This is a genomic window from Arthrobacter sp. Ld5, assembly GCF_051172775.1.
Lineage (GTDB): Bacteria > Actinomycetota > Actinomycetes > Actinomycetales > Micrococcaceae > Arthrobacter_D.
The window spans coordinates 43,969-55,820 of record NZ_JBPKBO010000023.1; the positions used below are offsets into that span (position 1 = coordinate 43,969).

Below are 11,852 nucleotides of genomic sequence, written 5' to 3' on the forward strand. Positions count from 1 at the left end.
CGGCCGGTCAGATCACGGCAGTACCCTCGATGGCCAGGATCGAGACGTCGACCCGCCCGACGGCAATGCCCTCCGCGCGGATGAGCCGCGCGGCGACCTCCTGTGCCTCGCGGGCCAGATCGAGGGCGGACCGGGAGATGTCGGTGGCGACGTCGATCTTCAGGTCGAGCACTCCGTCCGCGAGCGTGAGGATCAGCCCGTCACGGGCGACGACGGGAGGGGAACCCGCAGGCCTCAGGCTCCGGTGGATCTGGTCGAAGGCCTCCGGCGTCCATCGGTCGATCAGACTGCGCACCGTCGGTTCGAGGCGCACCACCCCCGGGTGGTCCACGAGCGCGGCGCTGATCGCGTCCGCCAGCGAGTCGAGGTCCGCGACCTGCGCCGGCCGGTGCTGCTCAGAGGTCATACAGGTCCTCCACGAAGATGTCGATCTGCTGCATGGTGATGGATGTCTGGGCCTGCACCACGGTGGCGACCCGTTCACGGAGCAGGTCCATGGTGGCGGGGACTTCCACCCGGGAGGAGATGGCGACGGTGAGGGTGATCCGCACGTCCCCGGCATCGACCACCGCGTCGGCCGGACGGTCGGCCGGACGGAGGCCGGCGATGGCGCACCGGCGGGCGCGCACCCCGGTCAGGGTGGAGGCCGCGAACCTGATCAGCCCGCTCAGGGCCTGCTCGCTGATGTCGATGGTGCCGAGGGCGTTGGTCACCAGTGGCGTCCGACGGCTCCGCCGGACCTCGGCGCGGGCGACCATCATGATCGCCTCCTTCACCCTGGTGCCGGGGCGCAGGGCGGGGTCGTCGCGATCGCGGTCGCGCAGCGACCCCGTGACCGATTCCAGATGGTGAAGCCCCAGACGCGCGCTCCGGCAGTCCGGGCACTCCAGGTCATGAGCGGTGGGGGGCTGATCGATGGAGGCCCAGACGTCGTCGATGATCCGCCCGCACCCCAGTCGTGGCTGATCCTCATTCAACGCCATGGTTGCATCCCTTCTGCGAGGAACCGTCTGGCACGCGCGATACGTCCGCGGACAGTACTCTCCGGCAGTTGCACGATCTCTGCAATCTCAGCGTAGGAGAATTCGTGCACATCCCGCAGCAACCAGCAGGCACGCGGCCCGGCCGGGACGGTCTGCAGCAGATCGGCCAGTGCCTGCATCTGGGCCTCGGTCTCGTGGCGGAGGGCCGGGTCCTGGGCCGTCCGCGAACCCGGCGTCCTCAGCCTCCCGGTCCGGGGCTCATCCTCCCAACGGGGCTGGGCGGCGGGGCCGCCCGGTCCTCCGTCGTCGTCGAAGGAGACGGCATCCACCGGCCGGCGCTGGCGTCCACGCAGCAGGTCGAAGCACTTGTTCGTCGCCGACCGGTACAGCCACGGGATGAACGCCTGGGGGGCGGAGAGTGTCGGCAGGTTGCGCCAGGCCGCGATGAAGGTCTCCTGGACGACGTCCTCGGCCTCGGCATGATCGCCCAGCATGCGGAACGCCAACCGGAAGACCCCTCCCTGGTAGGCCGATACGAGCCATTCGAAGGCGTCGAGGTCGCCGTCCTGCGCCCGGGCGACGATCGTCGCTTCGTCGAGGTCGTCCAGCGACACCCAGACCGAGCCGGGAGCGTCGCCCCCGCGCGTCGTCTCCTCCGTGCGGTCGGGCACAGTGGCCGGCGAGGGGATCCGGGTCTCATCGTCCTGGGCGGGGCCCATCGATCACGCCTCCTTTCCCTGCGACGTCGGGATGTTCGGCAGGACCTGCCGCGTGGGACCCACGTCGACATCGAAATCATAAGCGACCACCACGCACATTCCTCCACCGGTGTCGGCCGCCCGGGAGAGGCCGCGGGCCGGAGCGCGGAGCCGACGGGGTGGTCGGGGCAGCGGTGGAGAAAAAGTTCTGAAACAAGTCGTGCCATCGGCGTGACGAATGTGGATCGGCGTCGTCCTTATCCGTGTACGAAACCATCCCCCACACACAGGAGACCGATTCAGATGGCAGAAGACCAGAGCACCGCAGCACGCCGGGTCGCGGCGGTTCCCGCCCCGGGAGCGGACCGGACGCGCCAGGCCGAGCAGTCCGGCGGCGCCGAGACGTCCCGGCCCACGAGCCCCTTGCAGACGGACCTGGGCAACACGTCGATCGCGGACACCGTGGTGCAGAAGATCGCGGGTATCGCAGCCCGTGAGGTGCCGGGCGTGTACGCCATGGGCAACGCCGCCCGCCGCGCCTTCGACCAGCTCACCGAGCGGATCCCCGGGTCCCAGACCAACGCCTCCGGCGGGGTCAGCATCGAGAAGGGCGAGAAGCAGACCGCGATCGATGTCACGGTCGTCGTCGAGTACGGCGCATCGATCGTGGAGGTCAGCAACACCATCCGCAGGAACATCATCAGCGCGGTGGAGCGTGCCACCGGCCTCGAGGTCATCGAGGTCAACGTGACCGTCTCGGACGTGCACCTGCCCACCGACGATGACTCCAGTGATTCCTCGAACGGCGCGAAGACGTCCTCGACCGGCACGGAACTCGAGTAGTCACTCCCTCGATACCCGGCACCGGTCCAGGGTCCGCCCTGGACCGGTGCCCCCTCCCCCATCCGCACCACTTCCTAGGACACTGTCATGTCACGTAGCACCATCGGCCTCTTCGTCGGGCTCCTCCTCGGCTTCGCCGCGATCTTCGGGGGATTCCTCGAGTTCCTGGCGGTCATCCTCTTCGCAGCGGTCGGCCTGCTGGTAGGACGCCTCCTCGACGGCAAGCTCACCCTGCAGGACCTCACAGACTCCCGCGGCCGGCGGAGCTAGCACCATGGCCACCATCACACCCACCAGCGGCGTCATGCCGGCGCCGCACCGCCGGGGAACTCTCACGATGAGCGAGAAGGTCGTGCAGAAACTCGCCGCGCAGGGCGCCTCCGAGCTTCCCTTCGTCGGCGGTCTCCGCGGAGGGGTACTGGGGGTCGGACGCCACGCTGATGCCGAGCAGCGGCCTCAGGCCTCGGTCGAGATCAGCGGTACGACCGTCGCCGTGTTCCTCGACGTCGCCTTCGACTTCCCGACCGACCTCGCCGCGCGGTCGGCGGACATCCGCCGGCATGTGACCGCCACCCTCGAACGCGCCACCGGCCTGCAGGTGCGCCGGATCGACATCACGGTCAAGCCCCTCACTCCGACGACCGACCGACGAGACAGGAGCCTTCGATGAGCAGCACCCCGATCCGCCGGCGACCGGCCCGCAGCACACCGGCGGTCCTGTGCGCAGCTATGCTGCTGGGCGCGGCATCGGCAGCCGTCTGGGCCGGTGTCACGGCCCTCTCCGGGGACACGCGCCTCCTCGGCGCAGCCTCCGGCGCAGTCGCGGTGCCCTGGTCCAGCCAGGCTGCGATCGCCGCAGCCGTCCTCACAGCGCTCGCCGGTCTGCTCCTGGTCGTCACAGCCCTGGTACCCGGCCGCTACAACGCCTACCTGATCGACCACGAAGGTACCGCGCAGGCCGCGCTGAGGAACGGGGGGCTCGAGACCCTCCTGACCCACAGTGCGGGCACGGTCGACGGCGTCGATTCGGCCCGGACGACGCTCGCGGGCCGGAAGGTGGACGTCCACATCACGACCTACATGCTGGAGCGCGGCGAACTGAGGGCGACCGTGACCGACGCCCTGCGACGTCGGCTGGACCAGCTCGAACTGAGCCGCGCACCACGGGTATCCGTGAGCGTCAGCACCCACAAGAGATAGGACGCCGACCCATCATGCGACACACAGCAGGACGCCTGAATCGCGTCTGGCTCATCATCACCGGCAGCATCCTCCTCGCCGGCGGCGCGCTGGCAACGGCCATCGGGCTCGGCCTGCTCGAGGGCCTCACCCTCGCCGGCGCCCGGGCGCCGGAACGCGACCAGCCGGTCCTCGTGGCCTCCGCCGGGGACCCGATACTCGCCGGCGTCCTCACCGGTGCCGGTGCCATCCTCGGGATCCTCGCCGTCCTGTGGCTCCTGGCGCAGGTGCCCCGCAAGCACGGCGCCTCCACCCTCAAGCTCGAGGACCCGGACAGGAGAGGCCTGACCGTCCTGGAACCGGCGCTCCTCGAGGACGCCATCAGCGGCCGGGTGGGAGAGCTGCACGACGTGACCGGCGCGAGGACGGTGGTCCGCGGATCGACGCGGACACCGGACATCACCGTCCGCGCCACCACCACCTGCCAGGCGGACATCCCGTCCGTCGTCGGCGACATCGAGCAGCGCATCCGGCAGGACCTCCGCGCGAGCCTCGGCCGGGAGCCGGCCTCCCTCGCCATCGAGATCGATGTCAGGGCGGCCCCGAAGAAGCAGAGCTCCGTGACCGTCGATGCGATGACGGTCGACGCCTGACGGGACGGTCCGTCCGTCGGACACCAGGAACCCCGGCCGCACCCCGCGCGCCGGTCATCGAGAAGACACCACTACCAGAGGAGAACACCGTGGGACTGGACGACAAGATCAGGAACGCAGCAGAGAAAGTAGGCGGCAAGGTCAAGGAAGGCGTCGGCGAAGCCACCGACAACGAACGCCTCCAGGCCGAAGGCCGCGCTGACCAGGCGAAGGCCGAGGTCAAGGGCGCCGGCGAGAACGTGAAGGACGCCTTCAAGAAATAGTCCGCCCTGCATGGGAGGCCACCCGCCGGGACACGGCGGGTGGCCTTCGGCGTTCCCGGAGGCCCGTCAGCCGGACCGTCGCTCAGTCCGCAGTCAGCCCGCATGGTCAGCGGGTCGGGTTATCGCCGCGCCTCCCGGGACGCCAGGTCCTTCAGCAGGTCCCGCATCTCGGTGAGAAGGGCGGTGTCCACCGGGATCGGCGCCTCGTCGGGGGCGTCCGGACCGGAGAGCGCACGCAGCCGCGCCCGTGCCCGGTTCATGGGCACGACGAACACGAAGTAGACCACGGCCGCCGTGATGAGGAAGGTGATCGCGGCCGTGATCACGGCACCCACGTCGACGAAGGTGGCATCGTTGCCGGGCCGGATCCAAAAACCGAACCCGGCCGCGTCGATCCCGCCGGCGGACGCGATGACCGGATTGATGATGTTCGCCGTGAACGCACTGACCAGGGCCGTGAACGCACTGCCGATGACGACGGCGATCGCCAGTTCGATCACGTTGCCGCGCAGTACGAAATCCCTGAAACCCTTGATCATCGGTTGTCCCCTCGGTGAGTGCCACTGTGGATGCTTCGGCTGACGATGAGGTCCACGACGTCGAGCAGGTCGTCGATCTCCGCGCCACTGGTGCGTCCGGTCCCGGCCGAGGCGAAGAAGGCGGCGTCGTAGTAGAGGCCGTCGCCGAGGAGCTTGACGGCGTGCGCCGTCGTGCGGTCGCCGAGCTGCGCGTCGAGCGCGTCGAGCCACCGTTCCTGGATGTCCGCGAGGGAGGCCTTCGCCGTCGGATGCCCCTGCTGGGCCAGGCGCGCCATCGACACCAGCGCGCGATCGAGCGGGCTGTCCTCGAAGACGGACGTCCGGACGTAGTAGCGGGCAGCACCGTCCGGTGCCGCCGCCATCACCTCGCGGTCCTTCTCGGCGAGGCCGCGGAGCCGGTCGGCCAGGCCGTCGACGAGCGCCTCCTTGGACGGGAAGTGATAGAGCAGCCCGCCCTTTGAGACGTCGGCGGCGGCGGCCACCGCCTCCATGGTGGCGGCCCTCTCGCCGTCGCGGATCAAAGCCTTCTCGAAGCTGTCGAGGATGCGCTCGCGGGAACTGGACACTCCCTGATGATACCGGTCACCATTGTTGTACTGTACCGGCTGGACGGTATAGCTTAGGGGGATGACCACGACACCTTCCTCCTTCGCACGTGTGCCCGGGGTGAACCCGCGTGCCGTTCAGTCCCCCGTGCCCCAGGCCGGTCGCCGCGAATGGTTCGCCCTCGCCGTGCTGATGCTGCCGGTGCTGCTGGTCTCGGTGGACAACACGGTGCTGAGCTTCGCCCTGCCCGAGATCTCCCGCCACTTCGCCACGAGCGGGACCACCCTGCTCTGGATCGTCGACAGCTATCCCCTCGTACTGGCCGGTCTGCTGGTGGCGATGGGCAGCTTCGGCGATCACTTCGGCCGCCGCCGCCTGCTCATGATCGGCGCGGTGGGGTTCGCCGTCTTCTCGGTGGTCGCCGCCTTCGCCCCGACGGCGGCGTTCCTGGTCGCCGCCCGCGTGGGCCTCGGCGTGTTCGGTGCCATGCTCATGCCCTCGACGCTCTCGCTCATCCGCAACATCTTCCTGGACCGGAACCAGCGCCGGATCGCCATCGCGGTCTGGGCCGCGGGCTTCTCCGCCGGCGCGGCGCTCGGACCCCTGCTCGGCGGCGCCCTGCTCGAGCACTTCTGGTGGGGCTCCGTGTTCCTCCTCGCGGTGCCCGTGCTGGTGCTCATGCTCGCGCTAACCCCCGTCCTGGTGCCCGAGTCGAAGGATTCCCATCCGGGCCGCGTGGACTACGCCAGCATCGTCCTGTCCATCGGGACCATGCTGCCGGTGGTCTACGCCATCAAGAACCTGGCGAAGGGAGGGCCGCTGCTCATCACCGTGACGGCCGCCTTCATCGGGATCGCGGCGGGCATCGCCTTCGTCGCCCGCCAGTTGCAGCGCCGCAATCCCATGCTCGACGTCCGCCTGTTTACGGTGCGCGCGTTCAGCGGCGCCGTCCTGGTGAACCTCTTCGCGATCTTCTCGCTCGTGGGCTTCCTGTTCTTCGTCTCGCAGCACCTCCAGCTGGTGCTCGGGCTCAGCCCGCTCGACGCCGGGCTGGTCCTGCTGCCGGGCCTCGTCATGACCATCGTCGCCGGCCTCGCCGTCGTGCCGCTGGCCCGCCGCGGTGCGCCGCATGTGGTCGTCTCGATCGCCCTGATGTTCTCCGCCGTCGCGTACGCGATGATCGCCCTCCTCGGCGAGGGCGGTACCGCGGGCTTCCTCATGACGGCTTTCGTGATCCTCGGGATCGGGGTGGGCGCCTCCGAGACCGTCTCCAACGACCTCATCCTGTCCTCCGTCCCGGCCGCCAAGGCGGGCGCGGCATCCGCGGTGTCCGAGACCGCCTACGAGGTGGGCTCCGTCCTCGGGACCGCCGTGCTCGGCAGCATCCTGCTGGCGTCCTACCAGCGGAACCTCCTGCTCCCGCCAGGGCTCGACGGCGGCCAGGCGGAGACCTCCACCGAGACCCTCGGCGGCGCGGTCGAGGTCGCCACCCAGGTCGGTCCTGCCAGTGCGGCCCTGCTCCGGGACTCCGCGTTCCACGCCTTCGACAGCGGCGTCACCCTGACGTCCGGCATCGCGGCGCTGCTCATGGTCGGTGCGTCCGTCCTCGCCGCGTGGAGCCTCCGGAGTACGACGGCGGAGCGCGTCGACCACTAGTCGCCGGAGCGTTGTCCGACGGGACGGCGGGTGGAACAGTGTGGGCATGAGGATCGAGGTGCGCCCGGCAACGGTGTTCGAGGATGTAGCGACGATGGTGGGGCCCAGGCGCGCCGATGCGAACGCCTGCTGGTGCCTCAGCTACCGCCTCCCGGCCAAGCAGAACGCCGCGCTGGTCCGGCAGGATCGGGGCGCCTTCGTGGAACGCCTGTGCCGTCAGGATCCACCCCCCGGGGTCCTCGCCTACGACGGCGACGTCGTCGTCGGGTGGGCCGCCGTCCATCCGCGCGCCGACACGGCCTTCGCCCGCAGCCGCACGATCCCCAGGATCGACGACGCCGACGCGTGGTCGGTCTGGTGCATCCGGGTGCGGCCGGGGCACCGCGGCAAGGGCATCTCGCACCGGCTGCTCGCGGGCGCGGTGGACTTCGCGGTGAGTTCCGGTGCTCCGGTCATCGAGGGGTACCCGGTCGACAACGCGGGCGCGAAGGTGGACACCACGATGGCCTATGTGGGCACGCGCCGGCTCTTCGAGGCAGCAGGATTCACGAAGGCGTCCGACACGGCGTCGGTGGTGAACGGATTCCCGCGGGTCCTCATGCGGCTTGAGCTGCCCTGACGCCGACACCGCTGCGTCCGGTTGCCGCTGCGGGCCCCCGCCCGGGCCACCTGCAACCGGGTGCGCAGCGGGCAGGGAATCGGCCGACGGGCGTCCCGCCCGCATCGGGGACAATGGGAGGGTGGCCCTGCTAACCGAAACCCCCGTCCTCGACGCCGACGCCGTCCGCCGCGAAGCCGGACGCCGTCGTACCTTCGCCGTCATCTCGCACCCCGACGCCGGGAAGTCCACCCTCACGGAGGCGCTGGCACTCCTCGCCCGGGCCATCCAGGACGCCGGCGTGACGCACGGCAAGTCCAGCCGTCACGCAACGGTGTCCGACTGGATGGGCATCGAGCAGGAACGCGGCATCTCCATCAGTTCCGCCGCCCTCCAGCTGACCTACCGCGACACCATCCTCAACGTCGTGGACACCCCCGGCCACGCGGACTTCTCCGAGGACACCTACCGCGTCCTCGCCGCCGTCGACTCCGCGGTGATGCTGATCGACGCCGCCAAGGGCTTCGAGCCGCAGACCGTCAAGCTGCTCGCCGTGTGCAAGGCCCGGAACATCCCGATCATCACGGTCATCAACAAGTGGGACCGGCCGGGCCTGGACGCCCTCGGCCTGATCGACGACGTCGGGGAGCGCACCGGGATGACCCCCGTCCCGCTCACCTGGCCGGCGGGGATCGCCGGGGAGTTCGAGGGACTCATCGACCTCCGGGCTGAGCGCGCGATCGCGCTGACGGCCGTCGAGGCCGGCGCCCAGGCCGCCACGGAGACGGAGGTGGACATCGACGCCCTCGACCCGCGGGACGCCGGCGCCTGGCTCGATGCCCGCGAGGAGTCGGGGCTCGTCGAGTCCTCGAACGGCTCCTTCGACCGCGCGGAGTTCGAGGCGGCCCGCCAGACGCCCGTCCTCTTCGCGGCCGCGGCGAAGAACTTCGGCGTCTCCCAGCTCCTCGACATCCTGGTCGACGTGGCGCCCTCCCCCACCCCGCGCCCCTCCAAGGACGACGAACCACGCCCGATCGACGCGCCGATGTCGGGCTTCGTGTTCAAGGTGCAGGCCGGCCAGGACAGCGCCCACCGCGACCACATCGCGTACCTGCGCATCTGCTCCGGCACCTTCGAGCGCGGCATGGTCATCACCAACCAGCGCACGGGGAAGCCCTTCGCCACCAAGTACGCGCACCGCGTCCTCGGGCGTAGCCGCGAGGTGGTGGACACCGCGTGGCCGGGCGACGTCGTCGGGCTCGTGAACGCGACGAGCCTCCGCGTGGGCGACAGCCTGTTCGCCGAGGAGCCGGTGCAGTTCCCCGACATCCCGCGCTTTTCCCCCGAACTGTTCGCCGTCGCCCGCGCCAAGGATCCGGGGCGGTACAAGCAGTTCCGCCGTGGCATCGAGCAGCTCGAACACGAGGGCGTGGTGCAGGTTCTGCGCTCGGACCTCCGCGGGGACCAGGCGCCCGTGCTCGCCGCCGTCGGAGCCCTGCAGTTCGAGGTCGCCGCGCAGCGGCTCGGCACCGAGTTCAACGCGCCGACGTCGCTGGACAATCTCTCCTACACGCTGGCCATGCGCGTGGCGCCGGAGAGCGAGGGCGTCCCCGCGACGTTCCGCGGCGGCGAGATCCTCTTCCGCTCCGACGGCGAGATCGTGGCCGTGTTCGGGGACAAGTGGAAGGTGGGGCACTTCAGGAAGGACTTCCCCGACGTCGTGCTCGAGCCGATCGGCGCCGCCGTCGACCAGTAGCACGGCGACCGCATTCGAGGTGTCTCTGTTCCGCCGACCCAGCACGTGCCGCGCGGCTGGTCGAGCCCCCGCGTCGGCGTGCACGATGCTTGCCCAGGCGCACTCCGGGCCCTTAGGTTCGATGAGGCGAAGCATCGGTCGATACGAAGGAGTACCACCTCGTGAAATTCCGCATCCCGTCCCTGATCGCTGCCGCGGCTGTGGCGGCGGGCGCCCTCACCGCCATCCCCTCCGCGTCCGCGGATGTCACTGATCTCGGTGCAGTTGTGAGCGTCTCGCCTCCAGGAGCCAACGACTGGTCCTGCACTCCCACCGCCGAGCACCCCGAGCCCGTGATCCTGGTGCCTGGCACCTTCGAGAGCATGGCGAAGAACTGGTCCACTCTCTCACCCGTGCTCAAGAACGCGGGGTACTGCGTGTTCGCCCTCGACTACGGCACCACCAATGGCGTTCCCGCCACCGGACCAGTGCGCCAGTCCGCAGCCGAACTCGGTGCGTTCGTCGATCGCGTACTCGCTGCTACCGGAGCGCGGAAGGTGGACCTCGTCGGCCACAGCCAGGGGGGAATGATGCCTCGCTACTACCTCGGCTTCCTGGGAGGCGCGAAGAAGGTGGACCACCTCGTCGGACTCGCGCCGTCGAACCACGGCACCGAGGGTGTCGTCAGCCCTGCCACGGGCGATCTCACGGCAGGCGGCAACCTGGGCTCGCTGTGCCAGGCGTGTGATGACCAGGCCGCGGGCTCGCCGTTCATGCAGGAGCTGAACTCGATCGGGGACCTCGTCAACGGCCCCGTCTACACGGTCGTCTCAACGCGGTACGACGAAGTCGTGACCCCCTACCAGAGCCAGTTCCTCGCCGGTCCTCCACGCCTGGTCACCAACATCACCCTGCAGGACCTGTGCCCGCTCGATCCCATCGAGCACGACCAGCTCCCCAACGATCCGGCCGCTCACCAGCTCGTCCTGCACGCGGTCAGCCGCACCGGCGCCCCCGCGGATCCCGCCTATCGGCCAGTCTGTCTGTAGGGCTGCAGGTGACCCACGGCCGGGCAGGAGGCCTCGCGTCCTGAGTCGATGTCCTCACCCGGGTGTTGCCGAGATGCCTGTCTCGGCGGTCTGCCTCACAAAGCCCTCGCGACACGACAGGCGAGACACTTTGCGGTGAGACGACTTTGCGAGACAGACCGAGCCCCGGAATTCCGGGGGACGACTCGGGCGTCGACGGCCACGATGGTCTGTCTCCCAAAACTGTAGTTTTATGAGACACTCCGAAAGAGTGGCGGGCCGAAGCTCGCGTTTCACTTGAGGTAGCCCAGCGCCCGTTTTTATCGCCCGGGCTAAACGTTCCTCCCGCGGCCTGGCGCGGTCGGCAAGGTTCGGAAGCCTTGCGCGGTGTCGGTGGACGACCGGCTTACGGACGCCACAGCGACCGGCTGTCAGAGGTATAGGTGGGCGCGACGGACCCGTGGCAGCCCTAGTGTGATACTTCATTGGAGTAGAACTACTCGTGCAGATTCAGCCACCTAACACCATCGTCAAGTGATTGAGCGGAACGGTCGACGCCCCCTGTGTCTAGCTCTTCGATGATTGGCCAGAATATTCCGTATTCCACCCATTCATCAATGCTGCTTGGTGAAATTCTTTGCCAAAGCGGATCAGCGGTTGTTGAAGGAATCCTCAACTTAGCTCCATAAACTTCGCTGTCGGACAACAGTACGAAGACAATCGTTGCACTGTGATTATCAGTGGTGACTGATTTTACCTTGAAGCGCTTGCCCGAAGGCATCCTTTTAAATGTGTCCTCAATCGAATTCTTTAAGTCACTGCTGCTAATAGAAGATTTCACGTCTCCACCTCTCTACGCGATAGTGACTCCGTTGGCAAAAATCTTACAGCGGAGTCACCAGTCCTTGGTGTCATAGCGTCGTAGCAACAACATAACTGGATAGAGGGAGTTGCCTGGTGGGGCGCAGAGCATTGACGTTCTCGGATCGGGCGGACATCGCGGTTGGGATCCGAGCGGGTCATTCCGACCGGCGGATCGGAGCCGACATCGGGCGGGATCACACGGTGGTGTGGCGGGAACGGCGCAGGAACACGACGAGAACCCGCGGCTATAAGCCGGTGACCGCTGAC

Annotated in this window: 17 protein-coding genes; 11 read left to right on the forward strand and 6 right to left on the reverse strand. The window is 68.7% G+C overall.

Features of this window, described 5'->3' with window-relative positions; genetic code table 11:
• Window positions 1–7: 7 nt before the first annotated feature.
• Genes ACSGDB_RS12790 through ACSGDB_RS12800 form a run of 3 tightly spaced genes read right to left on the reverse strand, consistent with a single transcriptional unit; the run spans window position 8 to window position 1,702 of the window.
• Window positions 8–406: a hypothetical protein gene (locus tag ACSGDB_RS12790; RefSeq protein ID WP_434995185.1), complete on the reverse strand. Its 399-nt coding sequence runs from the start codon at window positions 404–406 to the stop codon at window positions 8–10.
• The gene (locus ACSGDB_RS12795; RefSeq protein ID WP_434995186.1) at window positions 396–983 is read right to left on the reverse strand and encodes a hypothetical protein; all 588 of its coding nucleotides are present in this window, start codon (window positions 981–983) and stop codon (window positions 396–398) included. The genes ACSGDB_RS12790 and ACSGDB_RS12795 overlap by 11 nt, the downstream gene beginning before the upstream one ends.
• Window positions 974–1,702, reverse strand: a complete 729-nt coding sequence (locus ACSGDB_RS12800) for an RNA polymerase sigma factor (RefSeq protein WP_434995187.1) — start codon at window positions 1,700–1,702, stop codon at window positions 974–976. Before ACSGDB_RS12800 ends, ACSGDB_RS12795 begins: the two co-directional genes overlap by 10 nt.
• A 282-nt stretch (window positions 1,703–1,984) precedes the next feature.
• On the opposite strand from ACSGDB_RS12800, the gene ACSGDB_RS12805 reads away from it, so the two are divergent.
• From ACSGDB_RS12805 to ACSGDB_RS12830, 6 genes are all read left to right on the forward strand, one after another.
• On the forward strand, window positions 1,985–2,524 hold the full coding sequence (locus tag ACSGDB_RS12805) for an Asp23/Gls24 family envelope stress response protein (protein WP_434995188.1): 540 nt from the start codon (window positions 1,985–1,987) through the stop codon (window positions 2,522–2,524).
• 87 nt (window positions 2,525–2,611) lie between these two features.
• Entirely contained in the window at window positions 2,612–2,794 is a 183-nt protein-coding gene (locus ACSGDB_RS12810; protein ID WP_434995189.1) for a DUF2273 domain-containing protein, read from the forward strand.
• Window positions 2,795–2,798: 4 nt separating this feature from the next.
• A complete protein-coding gene (locus ACSGDB_RS12815; protein ID WP_434995190.1) occupies window positions 2,799–3,194 on the forward strand; it encodes an Asp23/Gls24 family envelope stress response protein in 396 nt (131 codons plus the stop codon).
• Window positions 3,191–3,724: a DUF6286 domain-containing protein gene (locus ACSGDB_RS12820; RefSeq protein WP_434995191.1), complete on the forward strand. Its 534-nt coding sequence runs from the start codon at window positions 3,191–3,193 to the stop codon at window positions 3,722–3,724. The genes ACSGDB_RS12815 and ACSGDB_RS12820 overlap by 4 nt, the downstream gene beginning before the upstream one ends.
• A gap of 14 nt (window positions 3,725–3,738) precedes the next feature.
• Complete coding sequence (locus ACSGDB_RS12825; RefSeq protein WP_434995193.1) at window positions 3,739–4,356, forward strand: hypothetical protein; 618 nt, start codon at window positions 3,739–3,741, stop codon at window positions 4,354–4,356.
• An 89-nt stretch (window positions 4,357–4,445) separates the two neighbouring features.
• On the forward strand, window positions 4,446–4,619 hold the full coding sequence (locus ACSGDB_RS12830; RefSeq protein ID WP_434995194.1) for a CsbD family protein: 174 nt from the start codon (window positions 4,446–4,448) through the stop codon (window positions 4,617–4,619).
• Between the two features lie 119 nt (window positions 4,620–4,738).
• Here ACSGDB_RS12830 and mscL read toward each other — a convergent pair whose 3' ends face one another.
• Window positions 4,739–5,158 carry a large conductance mechanosensitive channel protein MscL gene (mscL, locus tag ACSGDB_RS12835; RefSeq protein ID WP_434995195.1) on the reverse strand — a complete coding sequence of 140 codons (420 nt, stop codon included), beginning with the start codon at window positions 5,156–5,158 and terminating at the stop codon, window positions 4,739–4,741.
• Entirely contained in the window at window positions 5,155–5,724 is a 570-nt protein-coding gene (locus ACSGDB_RS12840) for a TetR/AcrR family transcriptional regulator (protein ID WP_434995196.1), read from the reverse strand. The genes mscL and ACSGDB_RS12840 overlap by 4 nt, the downstream gene beginning before the upstream one ends.
• Window positions 5,725–5,785: 61 nt before the next feature.
• Here ACSGDB_RS12840 and ACSGDB_RS12845 point away from each other — a divergent pair, with 61 nt between their 5' ends.
• The 4 genes from ACSGDB_RS12845 (at window position 5,786) to ACSGDB_RS12860 (ending at window position 10,742) form a co-directional block, all read left to right on the forward strand.
• On the forward strand, window positions 5,786–7,360 hold the full coding sequence (locus tag ACSGDB_RS12845; RefSeq protein ID WP_434995197.1) for an MFS transporter: 1,575 nt from the start codon (window positions 5,786–5,788) through the stop codon (window positions 7,358–7,360).
• Window positions 7,361–7,406: 46 nt separating this feature from the next.
• A complete protein-coding gene (locus ACSGDB_RS12850) occupies window positions 7,407–7,979 on the forward strand; it encodes a GNAT family N-acetyltransferase (protein WP_434995198.1) in 573 nt (190 codons plus the stop codon).
• Window positions 7,980–8,100: 121 nt separating this feature from the next.
• Window positions 8,101–9,714 carry a peptide chain release factor 3 gene (locus ACSGDB_RS12855; RefSeq protein ID WP_434995200.1) on the forward strand — a complete coding sequence of 538 codons (1,614 nt, stop codon included), beginning with the start codon at window positions 8,101–8,103 and terminating at the stop codon, window positions 9,712–9,714.
• A gap of 161 nt (window positions 9,715–9,875) precedes the next feature.
• Window positions 9,876–10,742 (forward strand): esterase/lipase family protein, encoded by an 867-nt coding sequence (locus ACSGDB_RS12860; protein WP_434995201.1) that lies wholly within the window; start codon window positions 9,876–9,878, stop codon window positions 10,740–10,742.
• 475 nt (window positions 10,743–11,217) lie between these two features.
• On the opposite strand, the gene ACSGDB_RS12865 is transcribed toward ACSGDB_RS12860, so the two are convergent.
• Complete coding sequence (locus tag ACSGDB_RS12865) at window positions 11,218–11,562, reverse strand: hypothetical protein (protein WP_434995203.1); 345 nt, start codon at window positions 11,560–11,562, stop codon at window positions 11,218–11,220.
• Window positions 11,563–11,678: 116 nt separating this feature from the next.
• Between ACSGDB_RS12865 and ACSGDB_RS12870 the strand changes: the two genes are divergently transcribed.
• Window positions 11,679–11,852, forward strand: a 174-nt coding sequence (locus ACSGDB_RS12870; protein ID WP_434995206.1) for a helix-turn-helix domain-containing protein, incomplete at its 3' end; no start/stop codon positions are given.